The 16,216-nt window shown below is 34.9% G+C and carries 18 protein-coding genes, 1 pseudogene and 1 riboswitch; of the genes and pseudogenes, 5 read left to right on the top strand and 14 right to left on the bottom strand.

From position 1 onward, the window contains the following. Positions 1-15 precede the first annotated feature (15 nt). Complete coding sequence (locus ACWNMZ_RS09190) at positions 16-438, top strand: helix-turn-helix domain-containing protein (RefSeq protein WP_081836569.1); 423 nt, start codon at positions 16-18, stop codon at positions 436-438. A gap of 70 nt (positions 439-508) precedes the next feature. Here ACWNMZ_RS09190 and ACWNMZ_RS09185 read toward each other — a convergent pair whose 3' ends face one another. The 5 genes from ACWNMZ_RS09185 to ACWNMZ_RS09165 form a co-directional block, all read right to left on the bottom strand. Then, positions 509-1,858: a YjiH family protein gene (locus tag ACWNMZ_RS09185; protein ID WP_449598599.1), complete on the bottom strand. Its 1,350-nt coding sequence runs from the start codon at positions 1,856-1,858 to the stop codon at positions 509-511. A gap of 202 nt (positions 1,859-2,060) precedes the next feature. Further along, positions 2,061-2,723, bottom strand: coding sequence for a flavin reductase family protein (locus tag ACWNMZ_RS09180; RefSeq protein WP_031536322.1), 663 nt, complete (start codon positions 2,721-2,723; stop codon positions 2,061-2,063). Between the two features lie 159 nt (positions 2,724-2,882). Next, the gene (locus ACWNMZ_RS09175) at positions 2,883-2,951 is read right to left on the bottom strand and encodes a hypothetical protein (RefSeq protein WP_331280221.1); all 69 of its coding nucleotides are present in this window, start codon (positions 2,949-2,951) and stop codon (positions 2,883-2,885) included. Between the two features lie 8 nt (positions 2,952-2,959). Next, positions 2,960-3,346, bottom strand: coding sequence for an arginase family protein (locus ACWNMZ_RS09170; RefSeq protein WP_331280220.1), 387 nt, complete (start codon positions 3,344-3,346; stop codon positions 2,960-2,962). Positions 3,347-3,422: 76 nt separating this feature from the next. Beyond that, positions 3,423-3,737 carry an arginase family protein gene (locus ACWNMZ_RS09165; RefSeq protein WP_449598598.1) on the bottom strand — a complete coding sequence of 105 codons (315 nt, stop codon included), beginning with the start codon at positions 3,735-3,737 and terminating at the stop codon, positions 3,423-3,425. Positions 3,738-4,059: 322 nt separating this feature from the next. Here ACWNMZ_RS09165 and ACWNMZ_RS09160 point away from each other — a divergent pair, with 322 nt between their 5' ends. From ACWNMZ_RS09160 to ACWNMZ_RS09145, 4 genes and pseudogenes are all read left to right on the top strand, one after another. Continuing rightward, positions 4,060-4,947: a LysR family transcriptional regulator gene (locus ACWNMZ_RS09160; RefSeq protein WP_449598597.1), complete on the top strand. Its 888-nt coding sequence runs from the start codon at positions 4,060-4,062 to the stop codon at positions 4,945-4,947. 214 nt (positions 4,948-5,161) lie between these two features. Beyond that, a pseudogene (locus tag ACWNMZ_RS09155) lies at positions 5,162-5,512 on the top strand (urocanate hydratase); the annotation flags it as partial. A gap of 35 nt (positions 5,513-5,547) precedes the next feature. Further along, positions 5,548-5,778, top strand: a complete 231-nt coding sequence (locus ACWNMZ_RS09150) for a hypothetical protein (RefSeq protein WP_031536326.1) — start codon at positions 5,548-5,550, stop codon at positions 5,776-5,778. Positions 5,779-5,794: 16 nt separating this feature from the next. Next, complete coding sequence (locus ACWNMZ_RS09145) at positions 5,795-6,952, top strand: tyrosine-type recombinase/integrase (protein ID WP_031536327.1); 1,158 nt, start codon at positions 5,795-5,797, stop codon at positions 6,950-6,952. Between the two features lie 79 nt (positions 6,953-7,031). On the opposite strand, the gene sufB is transcribed toward ACWNMZ_RS09145, so the two are convergent. The 9 genes from sufB to ACWNMZ_RS09100 all read right to left on the bottom strand — a co-directional run bounded on the left by sufB (position 7,032) and on the right by ACWNMZ_RS09100 (position 16,209). Further along, positions 7,032-8,429: a Fe-S cluster assembly protein SufB gene (gene sufB, locus ACWNMZ_RS09140; RefSeq protein ID WP_031536328.1), complete on the bottom strand. Its 1,398-nt coding sequence runs from the start codon at positions 8,427-8,429 to the stop codon at positions 7,032-7,034. A 48-nt stretch (positions 8,430-8,477) separates the two neighbouring features. Next, positions 8,478-8,906: a Fe-S cluster assembly sulfur transfer protein SufU gene (sufU, locus tag ACWNMZ_RS09135; RefSeq protein ID WP_235248142.1), complete on the bottom strand. Its 429-nt coding sequence runs from the start codon at positions 8,904-8,906 to the stop codon at positions 8,478-8,480. Next, positions 8,896-10,125: a cysteine desulfurase gene (locus ACWNMZ_RS09130; RefSeq protein ID WP_031536330.1), complete on the bottom strand. Its 1,230-nt coding sequence runs from the start codon at positions 10,123-10,125 to the stop codon at positions 8,896-8,898. Before ACWNMZ_RS09130 ends, sufU begins: the two co-directional genes overlap by 11 nt. Beyond that, a complete protein-coding gene (gene sufD / locus ACWNMZ_RS09125) occupies positions 10,125-11,432 on the bottom strand; it encodes a Fe-S cluster assembly protein SufD (RefSeq protein ID WP_235248144.1) in 1,308 nt (435 codons plus the stop codon). Before sufD ends, ACWNMZ_RS09130 begins: the two co-directional genes overlap by 1 nt. Before the next feature lie 19 nt (positions 11,433-11,451). Beyond that, the gene (gene sufC / locus ACWNMZ_RS09120; protein ID WP_031536333.1) at positions 11,452-12,246 is read right to left on the bottom strand and encodes a Fe-S cluster assembly ATPase SufC; all 795 of its coding nucleotides are present in this window, start codon (positions 12,244-12,246) and stop codon (positions 11,452-11,454) included. Between the two features lie 546 nt (positions 12,247-12,792). Beyond that, positions 12,793-13,638 carry a MetQ/NlpA family ABC transporter substrate-binding protein gene (locus ACWNMZ_RS09115; protein ID WP_235248151.1) on the bottom strand — a complete coding sequence of 282 codons (846 nt, stop codon included), beginning with the start codon at positions 13,636-13,638 and terminating at the stop codon, positions 12,793-12,795. An 11-nt stretch (positions 13,639-13,649) separates the two neighbouring features. Beyond that, a complete protein-coding gene (locus ACWNMZ_RS09110) occupies positions 13,650-14,318 on the bottom strand; it encodes a methionine ABC transporter permease (RefSeq protein WP_031536335.1) in 669 nt (222 codons plus the stop codon). Further along, a complete protein-coding gene (locus ACWNMZ_RS09105; protein ID WP_235248153.1) occupies positions 14,315-15,337 on the bottom strand; it encodes a methionine ABC transporter ATP-binding protein in 1,023 nt (340 codons plus the stop codon). Before ACWNMZ_RS09105 ends, ACWNMZ_RS09110 begins: the two co-directional genes overlap by 4 nt. 148 nt (positions 15,338-15,485) lie before the next feature. Then, positions 15,486-15,591, bottom strand: a riboswitch (SAM riboswitch). Between the two features lie 282 nt (positions 15,592-15,873). Further along, positions 15,874-16,209 carry a hypothetical protein gene (locus ACWNMZ_RS09100; RefSeq protein ID WP_155986737.1) on the bottom strand — a complete coding sequence of 112 codons (336 nt, stop codon included), beginning with the start codon at positions 16,207-16,209 and terminating at the stop codon, positions 15,874-15,876. Between the last annotated feature and the right edge of the window lie 7 nt (positions 16,210-16,216).

The raw sequence follows: 16,216 nt of genomic DNA, 5'->3' as shown, positions 1-16,216 counted from the left end.
ATCCTAGCACAAGAAATGATTCTTTTTATCCAAACTTTAATGAAGAATGTGACAGATACAAAATACGAACTGAAGGAATACGAACTGAAGGCAAACTATGCCGAATTAGCGGCCGATGTAATCGGACAGGAATATCGTAATACAAAACTATCACTTACGGATGTCGCCAATATCATTGGCATTACTCCGAACTATTTAAGTATTATCTTTAGCAAGCATCATGGTGTACCCTTAAATAAATATTTACAACAATATCGAATACAAAAAGCTCAAAAAATGTTGTTAAAAACAGACTTCACGATTAATGAGGTTGTGCAAATGAATGGTTTTGAAGACCCTAATTACTTTTCTAAAGTTTTTAAATTACACACAAATCTCTCCCCATACCGATACCAAAAATTATATAGGAACGAGGAAGCTGCAAAGCCGTTCCTATGAATCTTTAATCTATAAAAAAGAAGTAAACCTATAGCATTTGCTAGGTTTACTTCTTTTTCTAATGAAATATCTATAACAATAAATAAGCTATAGGTGTAACAATAATTAAACTTAGAATCGTACGTTCTAACCAAATGACAAGAAGTTTAGGAAAACTAATTGGAATATCTGTACTTAATACACTTGGAATACTTGCTGATAAAAAGAGGATAGAAGAAACACAAACAACTGCAATAACAAATTTTGTGACAAGTGTCGCTTCAACAACTAATAAAGCTGGTAGAAACATTTCAGTAATTCCAAGCGCTGCCGCCTTAGCTATTAAGAATGCATCTGGCAGTTGTAATAATGTAGTAAATGGATAGAAAATATAACCTAAGATATCAAAAAGATTTGTATATTCGGCAAGGAGAATACCGATTAATCCAACCGATAGAATACTAGGTAAAATACTCATTGTCATGACCATACCATCACGTAAATTAACCCATAAATTCTTTCCTATGCTTGGCGCATTGTTCGAAGCTTCCATTGCTTGTTTCCAAGCATTCTGTATATACTTTTCTTTTACGATTTCTTCAGGCTTGCCTTCCATTCCATTATAGTATTCATCACTCATTTTATTAATTGGCCAAATTCTTACTGTAATAGCTGTTACAACAAACGTTACAAATGCTGTAACGAAAAAATACAAATTCCACATACTCATAAGATCTAATGTCTTTGCAACTATAATCATAAATGCAACTGTTACAGTTGAAAAACCAGTTGCGATAATAGCAGCCTGTTTTACGGTATATTTACCATCTTTAAACTCTTTGTTCGTAATTAGCAATCCAACAGCAAAACTTGCAACAAATGACGCTAGTGCGCTTACTGCAGAACGCCCAGGACTTTTAAATATTGGCTTCATGATTCGCTGACAAAAAACTCCCATAAATTCAAATAAACCATAGCCAACCAGTAATGATAAAAATACACCACCCAGCGGCACCATAATCCCAACAGGTACGACAAGTGTATCAAATAAAAATAGACCTACATGTTCATTCATTAACCAATCGGGACCTGCTTTTAAATAGATTATAATCCCAACCACTAACCCCATTATCTTTAATATGGAGAAAACGATATTAAAAAGGCCTTGATTCCAAGTTTTTGTTACAAATGGATAGATAGCTCCCCCTAAGATGATAAGCAAAGCGTATATTGGTGTCAAAGATGGAAATGTTGTGTTTAACCAAGTTACGATATGATCAAGAGGGATAGATGAAGTACCGTTAACAGTTATTGGTACAAAAAACACAAAAATACCAATTAAACTAAAACATACAAATTTTAAGATATTGGGGATACTTGTCAATGTTTGTCCTTGAGGTGTAGGATTTACTTCCATATTCGTTTGTTGAGAATGTAACATACAAAAACCTCCTTTTTTATAAACACTTTTATTTTTTTACAAAATATTCAGAAAAATGTTTTAATAAAAAGAAACCGTTAAGCCAGCTTCAGTTAGATGATGGCCCTTGACTCCATTACACAAAATGTAGTAATTTTTTATAACATATCATTTTTACATTCATCTCCCACTTATTTAAGTAGAGGATGAATATTTGAAAAGGTTAAACGGTTTTCCCTTCAAGGCCAGCCAGCTCTTCTGCTGTAGCAGCTGGTGCCTTCATCTCAAATATTTCGTTGACAACTGTATAATCATAATAACCTAAGCGGGCAATAGGTTTTATCTTCAAGATATCAAGTTTTCCACTCGGCAGAATGATGTCATCTGAAACATGTACATGAGCTACCCGTCCAATAACTAAATCTACAGTGGAAGTTTTATTACCAGTTGGTATTCTAATAGTCTGAACATACTCACATTCGAATTGGACCGGTGACTCAGCCACACGTGATACAGGAGCTTCGATACAGCTCTTCTTCGTTACACCCGCAGCCTCAAATTCATCGACATCTGCAGTTAAAGCCTTCGCTGAAATATTTACGGCTTCACGTAAATCCCATGTAGCCATGTTCCAAACAAACCAACCAGTTTCCTCAACATTTCGAACTGTGTCTTTTCTACCGCCATCTAGTACTGATTGGTTGGCAGCAAACATGACCATAGGTGGATCCCAAGTTAGATTTTGATATTGGCTGTATGGAGCAAGATTATCTACTCCATCTTTAGATCTGGTTGAAAGCCATCCAATTGGGCGTGGTATACAACTACTTTTAAAAGGATCATATGGTAAGCCGTGACTTTGACCTTTCTTTGGTGAATAATGCATGTTTAATTCCCCCTATATGTAAACAATATATTTTTATAAATGAATTAAAATAGTAAACTAGTTTATTACAATTTACTCTACTGACTTACATCCACACTTTCAACATCATTTGTACAATTGAAATATAATACACGAATTCGGTAAATCGTTTACAATTATTTAAAAACTACTCATAACCTCAGCAACCAAGTAAGCTGCTAATCTTACCGTTTTTTCATCCTCATCCAATAGCGGATTTACCTCTGATATATCAAACTAAGCACATTTTCTTTCGAAACAATATAGTTTAGAATAGTTCTTGCTGTATTTGGCTCAATCCCAAAAGGTGATGGAGCACTGACTCCTGGCGCTGCAGATGATTGAATGGAATCTGTACACAAGGTGACAATGACATGATCATTGTTATTCAAAAATTCATCAATCGTTTTGAATGTGTGTTGAAAGTCATCTTTTGTTAAATCTTTCTCTAGGATATAGTGACATCCCAATTTCTCAGCTGTTTGAAACAGTGATTTTGTGTTACCAAATTCCTGAATTCCTAAACACAAATAACTTGCTTTATCGTCCTGTTCCAATTTTTGCCGGAACATAGTGCCGGAAGATGGTATTTCGTCATCCCTCATATCAAAATGAGCATCAATTGATAATCCCTAATGTTTTATCATGGCCAATAAATTGTTTAGCTCCTAAATAATGACCTTATAATGTTTCATGCCCCGCTCCTAAAATAATTGGAGTTTTATTTTTTTCATAGAGCATGCTTACCACTTGACTTAATTCTTCATGGGCTTTCTCCAAATCACCACTTTCACAAGAAACATCGCCTATATCAATGGTTTCTACATCTTTTGGAAGATGATATGGCAATTTTGCTAACAGTGATCGAATTGCAGGAGGTGCCAATCTTGCACCGAGTCTTCCCTTATTTCGCCGCACCCCTTCATCACAGGCGAAACCAATAATCGCGAAAGCCTGGTTATATTGTTCGATATCGTCAATATGTTTATAATTCACACACTAGTGAAATCGAAAACTTGCTTGGTCTAATTCACTGTCAATACGCCCAGTCCAAAGTTCTTTATCTACTAATTTATAAATGGCGAAACACCTCCAGTCTGTTCATGTTTGTAATTTCAGAAAATAAATATTTTATCTAACATTTACAATACTAGTTTAATTAACATAATATATAATTACAAATATATTTTTCTTATGTTTTTATAAGTTCTGTTTATAAATGATCTTACTCGATTTGGTTGTAAAAGAACTATACAAGTCAAAAAATATTTTTTTGCTATCTTCCTATTTCCTATTATTAATCATGGGGTGTTAAAAAGTGGATTTACGTCAATTACGCTATTTCGTTACCATAGTCGATGAAAAAAGCTATACTCGAGCAGCTGAATTGCTCCATGTCTCTCAACCATCATTAAGTATGGCTATTAAAAAGTTGGAAAAACAACTAGGATTAATATTATTCGAGAGAAATACAAGGGATATGTGTATTACGAAAGAAGGAAAAGTTTTATATCACGAGGCAAAAAAGTTATTATTTCATTTTGAACATATATCGAACGAAATGACTCGAATGAAGATTCAGGGTCCACTCGAATTATCAATTGGTCTGATTGAATCAACCATGTTTTGGATACCAAAGGTTTTGGCGACATATAAGAAAGAACATACGGATGTACGCGTAACAATATTGGAGAAATTAAGTTTGAACGATGTAATAGAAGCCATTCAAAATTTAGACATTCACCTAGCCATTACGAATCAATTTATTGAACATGAAACGATTGAAACTGTTCCTATTTATAACGAGAAATTAGTTGCTCTCTTACCACCAAATCATCATTTGGTACAAAAAGAAATAATAGAAATGGATGACATGGCTGAGGAAAGCTTTATAGTATGTAAGGAAGGATTTCAAACCCGTAATGATATTTTAATTGCTTTTAAAAAATCAGCAATAAAGCCAAACATACAATTTGAAATTGAACGTTTCGAAACTGCATACAATTTAGTTGAAGCAGGTCTTGGAATAACAGTTGTCCCGGAAAATTATGTCACGCATTCTAGTAGAAATAATTGCATTATAAGAAATATCTATGCCCCAAACATATCAAGAATTGTATATTTGGCGTATGATAAAAACCGGTATTTGCCACCGTTAGTTATAAAATTTATCAATCAAGTACAAGCATTTTTCAACACAAGATGAATGAAATTTTTAATCAATAAAAATTAAGATTTATATATTTTTCCTTTTTCACAAGTAAATTTGAACAAAACTATAAATATAATTTCTATCTCATTCCTGATTTTTCTATATTTTACATAGGTTATGAAGATTACAATATGGATAAGAGGGAAAGCCATTTGGATGGGTGCATACCTTTTTATTACTTTACTTCATCTAAAAGGGGAGATTAACAATGAATAAAACGATGATAAGAGCGCCTAGGGGAAATGAATTAACTTGTAAGGGCTGGACACAAGAAGCTGCGCTACGCATGCTTATGAATAATCTTGATTCGGAGGTAGCTGAAAATCCGGATGAGTTAGTTGTATATGGAGGAATAGGAAAAGCAGCACGTAAATGGGAAAGCTATGACCAAATTATTGCTAGTTTAAAAGAATTGGAGAATGATGAGACTTTACTCGTCCAATCTGTTAAACCAGTGGCTGTTTTTCGTACTCACGAAAATGCCCCTCGAGTGTTAATAGCAAATTCAAATCTTGTCCCTGCTTGGGCAAATTGGGAGCATTTTTATAGTTTGAAAAAATTGCAGCAGGGCTAAATATTCCATCTATTGATTTAATGAAAGCTGCAGGATATATATCTATAAAAGTAAATGGGTTTTCAGACATAAGACAAGAATACTTTGAAAATGGTGTATTACGAAAAAATGATGAAGAAAATGATGAAGAACAATTTGAACTCGATTCTTTATTAACTTCCGATCTTCATATATTTTTTCAGGACAGGCTTCTGACAACAGAAGAAAAATCAAAAATAAAAAGCCTTATCGAAATTGTTTTAAAGGATTGAAAGGGGAAAAAGCAGCATGGCAAACTTTAGAAAGCTTCCTAGTGGAAAATGGCAGGCACGGGTTCACAAGGATGGAAAATTAGTAAGCCTTGGCACATTCAGAACAAAAAAGGAAGCAGAAATTGAAGCAGCAAAAGTTGAAGAAAGAAAATATTATGGGCAAACAATAAATGATCGAAATATGCTTTTTGATGAGGTTGTGAAAGATTGGCTTGAACATAAAAAAGCTAATGTAAAGGAATCAACATATACACAAATTGAAGTAGTTATAAGGAATCACATTTTGCCCACTTTTGGACATAAAAAAATCATGATGATTCATAGACCTGAAATAAAAAGATGGATTGCTTCATTTGGTGAACTTGATGAAAACGGAAAAGAAAAATACTCATTTGGTTCAAGGTTAAAATATCTTTCCCATATGAAAAGCATCCTACATTATGCTGTTCATGAACTTGAAGTGCTTGAAAAAAATCCGGCTGATAAATTAAGAGTTCCAGTACAAGACTCTGTTGCTATAAAAAAGGAAAAAGTGAAATATTTCAGCCTAGAAGAATTAAATCAATTATTGGATTTCATGAAAGCATATAAGCATCAACGCTTTCCTGAATATCAGCTTTACTACGTGCTTATGTACTTTTTAAGTAAAACCGGTTTAAGGATATCCGAGGCATTAGCTTTAAGATGGGAAGATATTAATGGTGATAAAGTAACCATAGCTAAACAAACAAGTCGTGATGATAATAACAATGTAAAATTGACAACATTAAAAAATTCTTCATCATATCGGACGATCAAGATTGATAATGATTTAGTACGTGAATTGAAGAAGTTCAAGATGAAGCAAAATGAATTGATTTTAGGAAATCCAAGATTCCGCAAAAATGAAGATGGCATTATCTTTCAAAATTATAACGGACATTATTTAACACCTTCTATCATCCGTGAAACAATGCAAGATTATTGCAAAAAAGCCGGTGTTGATTATAAAGGCACCCACGCCTTTAGGCATACTCATGCAGTCCTGCTGGTTGAATCGGGGGCAAGACTTGAATTTGTATCAAATCGATTGGGACATAAAACCATTAAAACAACAGCGGACACTTATCTTGATATTACCGAAAAAATAGAAGAAGACGAACTTCAAAAGTTCGCCTCCTATACTAAAAGATGAGTTCAACTTGGCACGAATTTGGCACGCCACCAAGTTGGCTCGATATAAAATCCCCTCAAATCTAAAGGTTTTTTGGATATTAACCGATAGAACCTTCCATTTCGAATTTGATTAGACGGTTCATTTCAACTGCATATTCCATTGGTAATTCTTTTGTGAATGGCTCGATAAAGCCCATTACAATCATTTCTGTTGCTTCTTCTTCGGAAATACCTCTACTCATTAGGTAGAATAATTGCTCTTCAGATACTTTCGAAACTTTTGCTTCGTGCTCTAATGAAATATTGTCATTTAAAATTTCATTGTATGGAATAGTATCGGAAGTAGACTTGTTATCCATAATTAATGTGTCACATTCGATATTGGAACGGGCACCATCGGCTTTACGTCCAAAGTGAACAATCCCACGGTATGTTACTTTTCCACCTTGTTTCGAAATAGATTTAGAAACAATGGTAGATGAGGTATTTGGAGCTAAGTGAAGCATTTTTGCTCCAGCATCTTGGTGTTGTCCTTTTCCAGCAAGAGCGATAGATAAAGTCATTCCTCTTGCGCCTTCCCCTCTTAAGATAACAGCAGGGTATTTCATCGTTAATTTAGAACCAATATTTCCATCGATCCATTCCATTGTAGCATTCGCATCACAAACAGCACGCTTTGTAACTAAATTGTATACGTTATTTGCCCAGTTTTGAATCGTCGTATAACGGCAATATGCATCTTTTTTAATAATGATTTCAACAACCGCACTATGAAGAGAGTTAGTTGTGTATACTGGTGCTGTACATCCTTCCACGTAATGCACACTTGCACCCTCATCCACGATGATTAACGTTCTTTCAAATTGTCCCATATTTTCAGAGTTAATACGGAAGTACGCTTGTAATGGCGTATCCACTTTAATTCCTTTTGGAACATAAATGAAAGATCCACCAGACCATACTGCTGAGTTTAAGGCAGCAAACTTATTATCTGTAGCTGGGATAACTGTTGCCCAATGCTCACGGAAAATATCTTCATTTTCTCTTAATGCAGAATCCGTATCTTTGAAAACAATCCCCATTTTCTCAAGATCTTCTTGCATATTATGGTAAACAACCTCTGATTCATACTGAGCAGACACACCAGCTAAGTATTTTTGCTCAGCTTCTGGAATACCAAGCTTATCAAATGTTTGTTTGATTTCATCTGGTACTTCATCCCAAGATCTTTCTGTCTTCTCTGATGGTTTTACATAATACGTAATTTCATCAAAGTTTAAAGCAGATAGATCGCCACCCCATTGTGGCATTGGCATTTTATAAAAATGCTCTAATGATTTCAAGCGGAAGTCTAACATCCATTGTGGTTCAGCCTTCATTTTTGAAATTTCTTCAACGATTTCTTTCGTTAATCCACGTTTGGAACGAAAGATAGAAACGTCTTTGTCTGAAAATCCATATTTATAATCCCCAATTTCGGGCATCTTTTTTGCCATTTCATTTTCCTCCATTCTACATGCAACCTTGGTGGTAATCCTACGAATTTAACCTTCGTTTATCCCTTTTTCCATTGCCTTCCAAGCTAGTGTTGCACATTTGATTCTTGCAGGGAATTTACTAACACCTTGAAGTGCTTCAATGTCCCCCAAGTCCATATCATCCGAGTAGTCTTTTCCTTGAATCATCTCAGAGAATGACTCAGACATTTTCAACGCCTGCTCGACTGTCTTTCCTTTAATTGCTTGTGTCATCATGGATGCAGAAGACATGCTAATAGAGCATCCTTCTCCATCAAATTTCGTATCGACGACAACCCCATCTTCCAATTTCATTGTTAGAAGAATGCGGTCCCCACAAGTTGGATTATTCATATTAACGGTCAAGCTACCTTCAAGAACTCCTTTGTTCCGAGGATTTTTATAATGATCCATAATAACACTTCTATAAAGAGAATCTAAATTATTAAAAGACATCGCTAAAATACTCCTTTGTTTTGCCAATCCCTTCCACAAGCTTATCAATATCTTCTTCCGAATTATATAGATAAAAACTTGCACGAGCGGTTGCAGAAACATTTAGCCATTTCATTAATGGTTGTGCACAGTGATGTCCTGCACGTACAGCAATTCCTTCAGCATCCAACACTGTTGCAACATCATGAGGGTGAACATCTTCAATATTAAAAGTGATAACGCCAGCCCGATTATTTGCACTTTGCGGACCATAAATTGTTAAACCGTTAATAGAAGACATTTTCTCTATTGCATAGGCTGCTAATTTATGCTCATGTTCCGTTATATTCTCTAAGCCGATTTCTTCGAGGAAATCAATTGCAGCCCCTAATCCAATAGCACCTGCAATGATTGGCGTCCCTGCTTCAAACTTCCAAGGAAGTTCTTTCCAAGTAGATTCATATAAACCGACAAAATCAATCATTTCCCCACCAAATTCAATTGGCTCCATGTTTTCTAAAAGATGTTTCTTTCCATAAAGTACCCCAATTCCCGTTGGACCACACATTTTATGAGCAGAGAACCCAAGAAAATCACAATCCAAATCTTGCACATCAATTTTTACATGGGGAGCGCCTTGGGCTGCGTCTACTACAAGAACAGCTCCATTTTTATGCGCAATCGCAGCTATTTCTTTTATCGGATTAATAACTCCTAGAACATTAGAAACATAAGCAATAGAAACTAACTTTGTTGCCGGAGTAACTGTTTCTTCCACATCAGCAATCGCTACCGTGCCATCTGCTTGAAGAGGCAAATATTTTAGTGTTGCTCCCGTTTTTTTAGCAACTTGCTGCCATGGAATGATATTACTATGATGTTCCATTGGGGTGATGACTATTTCATCCCCCTCTTTTATATTTTCCATAGCATAGCTTTGTGCAACTGTATTAAGAGCTGTTGTAGTTCCGCGAGTGAAGATAATTTCTTCTATCGAAGAAGCAGAGATAAACTTCCTTACCTTTTCCCTTGCTCCTTCGTAAGCATCCGTCGCTTTTGTCCCTAAGGTATGAACGCCACGGTGAACATTAGAATTATACTCTCGATAGTATTTTTCTAATGTTTCAATTACCTGGACAGGTTTTTGAGAAGTGGCCGCACTATCAAGATAAACCAAAGGATTTCCGTTGACTTCTTGGTTTAAAATCGGAAAGTAAGAACGAATATGTTTACTATCCATTATCTTACTTTCCTTTCAATTACCTCTACTAATTGCTTTTTAACACCTTCAATTGGCAATTGTTCTACAACTGGAGCAAGGAAACCATGAATAACTAATCTTTCTGCTTCATGTTGCGGAATACCACGGCTCATTAAGTAATACAATTGTAAAGGATCAACTCTACCAACAGATGCAGCATGACCTGCAGTTACATCATCTTCGTCAATTAATAGAATTGGGTTCGCATCGCCTCTAGCTTTTTCACTTAACATCAGAACACGAGACTCTTGCTCTGCATTTGCTTTCGTAGCACCATGTTCGATTTTTCCAATACCATTGAAGATAGAAGAAGCTTTATCTTTCATTACACCATGCTTTAAGATATAGCCTTCTGAGCTCTTACCATAATGAACTACTTTTGTTGTAAAGTTTTGCTTTTGATCTCCGCGACCAACTACTACTGATTTTGTGTCACCATATGAGCCATCGCCCATTAGGAATGTGGTATTATCAGAAATTGTATTACCATCATTCATGAAGCCTAATGCCCATTCAATTTTAGCATCACGACCTGCAACACCTCGGCGATTTACATACGTAGTAACACCATGCGCTAAATTATCAACTGCCCCATATTGAACTTTTGCATTTGCGTTAGCAATTACTTCTGTAACAATATTGAACACTGCTTCTTCAGGATCAACGGTAGAAACATAGTTTTCTACATAAACAACAGAACTATTATCTTCTGCTACAACAATAATATGGTTAAAAAGGTTTGCTTCTTTGTCATCATGTAAGAAAATAGATTGAATTGGTTCTTCCACTACTACATTTTTAGGAACATACAAGAATACTCCACCATTTAAAAGAGCCGCATGTAAAGCCGTTAATTTATGCTCATCAACTTTAACAGCATCTTTCATAAAGTATTTTTGCAATAAGTCACTATACTCTCTAGCTGCTGTGAAAATATCAGTAAAAATTACGCCACTTTCTTTTAATTCATTCGAAACAGCTAAGAAAGTTGGACGGTTATTTCTTTGAATATAAAGTGTTTTATTCTTTTCTAAATCGATAAGTGCTTTTACTTGTTCTGGCAAGTCATTTACATCAGAAAAATCTTCACTGCTTACAATGTGTTTTTCAAATTGTGTAAAGTTCCAGTTTTTAATATTTGTTTTATCCGGTCTTGGCATTGGAAGAGAATCTGCTTGTTCTAATGCATTAACACGCAGCTCCGTTAGCCAAGAAGGTTCGTTCATATCTTTCGAAAAAGAGGAAAGATATTCTTGGTCAAATGGTAATTTAATATCCGTTGTCATTGGTCAATCCTCCTAACAATTACGCTTCTTGTTCAACAGTTTCGTCTTCAATACCTAGCTCTTTTTTAATCCAATCATATCCTTCTGCTTCTAGGCGTTGTGCAAGCTCAGGACCGCCAGATTTAACAACACGACCTTGCATCATTACGTGAACGTAATCAGGAGTGATATAATTTAATAAACGTTGGTAGTGAGTAATGATTAAGCAACCAAAATCTTCTTTACGTTCTTCACGCATTTTGTTGATTCCTTTTGAAACAACTTTTAGTGCATCAATGTCTAAGCCAGAATCAATTTCATCTAAAATTGCAATTTTAGGGTTTAACATCATTAATTGAAGAATTTCATTACGTTTCTTCTCTCCACCAGAGAAACCTTCATTTAAATAACGCTGTGCCATATCTGGATCCATTTCTAGATAGTCCATGTTTTCATCCATTTTGCGGATAAACTTCATTAATGAAATCTCATTTCCTTCGCCTAAGCGGCTGTTTAAAGCAGAACGTAAGAAGTCAGCATTTGTTACACCACTTATTTCGCTCGGATATTGCATCGCTAAAAATAGACCTGCACGCGCGCGCTCATCTACTTCCATTTCCAATACATCTTCGTCATCAAGGCTTACTTCACCGCTAGTTACTTCATATTTCGGGTGACCCATGATTGCAGAAGATAAAGTAGATTTACCAGTTCCGTTTGGTCCCATGATTGCGTGAATTTCTCCACCTTTGATTTCTAAGTTAAGACCTTTAATAATTTCTTTTTCTTCGATTGAAACATGTAAATCATTAATGACTAATTTAGGTTGACTCATATTATAATACCTCCATAGTAAAAGAAGTTTTGTTCACAAGATTGTCGAAACTTCATTATCAATTTATTATCATTCTAATCTTATAACAAATAAAAACTGATAGCAACCTATTGCTTCCAGTTCTATAAGGAAAATTCGCATAAAAACAAAATAAATACACTTCATCCACTTATCAATATCTATTTATTTGTTATTTGGAAACGATTTCTTTCCTTATTATATTACATAACATTACTTTCGTATAAATGATAAATACTTTAAACTATACTATTTATTACTAGCTGTCAAATTCTGCACTAATATAGTGCATCGTTTTAGTATTTATACACGTATTGAATTTAGCCCTAGTACTTATTGGAAATGGAATCCTCCCTTTAAAATGAGAAAATCTTCATTGGAAAACAACTTTATTTTGAAACATCATAAAAAAATGTCCCTATAAAGACCGATACACAAGCTATATCCATTATTGATAGAAGCGACTTCATTCTCAATTGGATATTTGCTTTATGTTTTGGTCTTTTATAGGAACATCTCCTTTAAATCTTATTCACTAACTGGTACAACTGCACCTTTATATTCTGTATTGATGAAATCTTGAATTTCTTTTGAATGAAGTACTTCTACCAATGTCTTAATAGCTTCTTTGCTTTCATCTCCTTTACGAACGGTAATGATATTCGCATATGGAGATTCACTTCCTTCAATTTCAATTGAATCTTCCACTGGGTTTAAACCTACATCTAATGCATAGTTTGCATTGATAACAACTGCATCCCCTTCATTGTTATTGAAGATTTGAGGAAGTAATGATGGCTCATAATCTGCTTTTAATTGAATATTTTTTGGATTTTCTACAATATCTTCGATTGTTGCATTCACTTTATCAATTCCATCTTTTAGTTTAATTAATCCACCTTTTTCTAAAAGAGAAAGCACGCGGCCATGTTCAGCAACTGAATTACTTAGAATGATTGTCGCTCCATCTGGAAGCTCATCTAAGCTTTTATATTTTTTTGAGAAAACTGCCATTGGCTCAATGTGAATAGCACCTGCATTTACAAAGTCATATCCATTATCTTTAATTTGTTGATCCAAATAAGGGATATGTTGAAAATAGTTAGCATCTAATTCTTTTGATTCTAATGCTTTGTTTGGCAATACATAATCTTGGAAAGTAACAATTTCCAAATCAATTCCTTTTTCTTTAAGAATCGGCTTAGCTTCCTCTAAAATTTCAGCGTGCGGTACATTAGAAGCACCTACCACTAATTTAGTTGTTTCTTTTTCTTCTTTAGAAGCACCACTCTCATTTTTATCTTCAGACGATCCACATGCAGAAAGTACAAGTATAAATGTCAAAGCAATTAATAATGTCCATAATTTTTTCATTTTTATTCTCCTTATCTTTTATCTAATTTTTTTGTTATATAATCTCCAATAAATTGGATGATAAATACAATAATTAATACAATAATGGTTGACACGAGTGTTACATCACCATTACCTCTTTGGAACCCTTGTAAGTAAGCTAAATTCCCAAGTCCCCCTGCACCAATAATCCCTGCCATTGCAGTAGATCCAACTAGCGCAATCGTAGTTACCGTAATTCCTGAAACAAGTGCTGGCATAGATTCTGGCAAAAGAACTTTAAAGATAATCGTAGTTGGTTTTGCTCCCATTGACTTTGCAGCTTCGATGACTCCTTTATCTACTTCACGAAGGCCGATTTCTACAAGTCTTGCATAAAACGGAGCAGCTCCAATTATCAAAGATGGTAAAGCTGCTTTCGGTCCAATCATCGTACCGATTAAGAAAGTTGTTAATGGTATTAATAAAACCAATAAAATAATGAAAGGGATGGAACGAAAAATATTAACAATTGCACTAATCACTTTGTTAACAAAAGCATTATTCCACATATTCCCTTTACCAGTTAAGAATAAAGTAATCCCTAGAATAATTCCGAGTATAAAGGTAAAAATAATCGAGAATCCAGTCATAAAAAGGGTTTCTACTGTGGCTTTCCACATTATTTCCCAATCTACATTTGGCAGTAAACTTTCGGTCATCCTTCGATCACCTCCACACTAATTTCTTGAGAATGAAGGTATTGAATAGCTTTCTCTATTTCTTCTTTCTCTCCATCCATATGAATATACAAAGTTCCATACGATCCATTTTGCGTCGGAGAAATTTTCCCTTGAATGATATTCACCGAAACAGAAAAAGATCGAATTAGATTTGTGATAACAGGCTGTTCTGCACTTTCACCAACAAATCCTAGCATTACCAAGCTTCCAGTTTTGTATTGCGCTATTAAATGATCAATTGTGTCCTTCGCTTCTTCTGGCTCAATGACTTGTTGAACAAAACGTTTGGTGATTTCTTTCTGGGGCTTTTTAAAAACATCAATAACAGGTCCCGTTTCTACTACATTCCCCTCTTCCATTACAGCAACTCGGTGGCATATCTTCCGAATAACATGCATTTCGTGTGTAATAAGAACAATTGTAAGACCAAGACGCTTATTAATATCCACTAACAAATCTAAGATGGCATCCGTCGTTTGCGGATCCAATGCTGAGGTGGCTTCATCACAAAGAAGAACTTTTGGATCACTCGCAAGTGCTCTTGCGATGCCAACACGCTGTTTTTGACCACCACTCAATTGTGAAGGATATGCATCTTCTCTTCCTTCCAATCCTACTAGCTTGATTAACTCAAGCACTTTCTTTTCTCTTGCTGATTTTTTTACGCCTGCTATTTCTAAAGGAAAAGCGATGTTTTCTTTTACCGTTCTTGACCACAGCAGATTGAAATGTTGAAATATCATACTGATTTCTTGTCTCGCCTTACGAAGCTTGCTTCCTTTAATTTTAGAAACCTCATGTCCTGCAACCGAAACACTTCCTTCAGTAGGAATCTCCAATCCGTTCAGCATTCTGATTAATGTACTTTTTCCTGCACCACTATATCCGATTATTCCAAATATCTCTCCTGAATGAATGGTTAAGTCTACGTGATCGACTGCAGTGACCTTCCCGCTTCTAGAGGTATATATTTTTTTAACTGCGTTAACATTAATCATATTGTTCACCTACTTCTATCTAAAATTCCACTTTATCGATAACTATTTTAAAATAGTTTTTAACAAAGTACATCATATCATTCCACATAATAAAAAAACCTTTCTGCAAGATGAGCAGAAAGGTTTCTATTATTAATAATATCCCTTTCTCTCATCTATCAAAGCTAAACGCTTTGTGTGAATTGGCACCGTTTCAGTATACTGACGGTTGCCGGGTTTCATAGGGCACATCCCTCCACCTCTCTTGATAAGAGTTTCATTATCGATATGAAATTTATAATTCGCTAATATGATAGATGTAATTTACCACTTACTGATATTCGTGTCAACACATTTTTTAATATAATATTTTTTCTGAATTTTCCATTAAATACTGTTAGATTTTCTAACATAATTAATTCGATAAAAAAAGGGGGATATAAGAGAGAAAACGAGAAAGAAAGAATCAAAAAATAACCTGAAATCTCAGTCCCTTTCTGGAAGAAAAGGGGGATTTCAGGAAAAAGGAAAGAACTATTCTTTTAGGATCCCCCTACTTAACCGATTCGTTTTTCAGGCGGTGAATTGCATAAGAAAAGCAGAGATTCTAACAAAAGGATTTTTCTTAAAGATCCATCTAATTGAATCAATCCGTTCTTTTTTGCTTCTCTCAGAAGAATCTCTCCACTTGCAATGGAGTGAATACTTTCTCTTTCCCCCATTAACCATACATCTGGATTCTCCTCTTTCATCCTTCTCCATGAAAAATGATTGTTCCTTACCTCCATTAAATAGGCAACCTTTTGACATGATATTGCTAATGAAAAAGAAGTGTTTCGTAATAATGGTTTTAAAGACTCTTTACGGTTCAACTTATCTACAAAACTTGTCATCCACTCC

The organism is Niallia sp. Marseille-Q9988 (genome assembly GCF_976954375.1).
This window is presented reverse-complemented; position numbering and strand designations above follow the sequence as displayed.

Coding starts and splice junctions, on each gene's coding strand:
- ACWNMZ_RS09105 (WP_235248153.1), bottom strand. CDS start 15,337: ATGATTAATGTTAACGCAGTTAAAAAAATATATACCTCTAGAAGCGGG.
- sufB (WP_031536328.1), bottom strand. CDS start 8,429: ATGGCAAAAAAGATGCCCGAAATTGGGGATTATAAATATGGATTTTCA.
- ACWNMZ_RS09150 (WP_031536326.1), top strand. CDS start 5,548: ATGAAAGCTGCAGGATATATATCTATAAAAGTAAATGGGTTTTCAGAC.
- sufU (WP_235248142.1), bottom strand. CDS start 8,906: ATGTCTTTTAATAATTTAGATTCTCTTTATAGAAGTGTTATTATGGAT.
- ACWNMZ_RS09110 (WP_031536335.1), bottom strand. CDS start 14,318: ATGACCGAAAGTTTACTGCCAAATGTAGATTGGGAAATAATGTGGAAA.
- ACWNMZ_RS09185 (WP_449598599.1), bottom strand. CDS start 1,858: ATGTTACATTCTCAACAAACGAATATGGAAGTAAATCCTACACCTCAA.
- ACWNMZ_RS09130 (WP_031536330.1), bottom strand. CDS start 10,125: ATGGATAGTAAACATATTCGTTCTTACTTTCCGATTTTAAACCAAGAA.
- ACWNMZ_RS09145 (WP_031536327.1), top strand. CDS start 5,795: ATGGCAAACTTTAGAAAGCTTCCTAGTGGAAAATGGCAGGCACGGGTT.
- ACWNMZ_RS09180 (WP_031536322.1), bottom strand. CDS start 2,723: ATGCATTATTCACCAAAGAAAGGTCAAAGTCACGGCTTACCATATGAT.
- ACWNMZ_RS09170 (WP_331280220.1), bottom strand. CDS start 3,346: ATGAGGGATGACGAAATACCATCTTCCGGCACTATGTTCCGGCAAAAA.
- ACWNMZ_RS09100 (WP_155986737.1), bottom strand. CDS start 16,209: ATGACAAGTTTTGTAGATAAGTTGAACCGTAAAGAGTCTTTAAAACCA.
- sufD (WP_235248144.1), bottom strand. CDS start 11,432: ATGACAACGGATATTAAATTACCATTTGACCAAGAATATCTTTCCTCT.
- ACWNMZ_RS09190 (WP_081836569.1), top strand. CDS start 16: ATGATTCTTTTTATCCAAACTTTAATGAAGAATGTGACAGATACAAAA.
- sufC (WP_031536333.1), bottom strand. CDS start 12,246: ATGAGTCAACCTAAATTAGTCATTAATGATTTACATGTTTCAATCGAA.
- ACWNMZ_RS09115 (WP_235248151.1), bottom strand. CDS start 13,638: ATGAAAAAATTATGGACATTATTAATTGCTTTGACATTTATACTTGTA.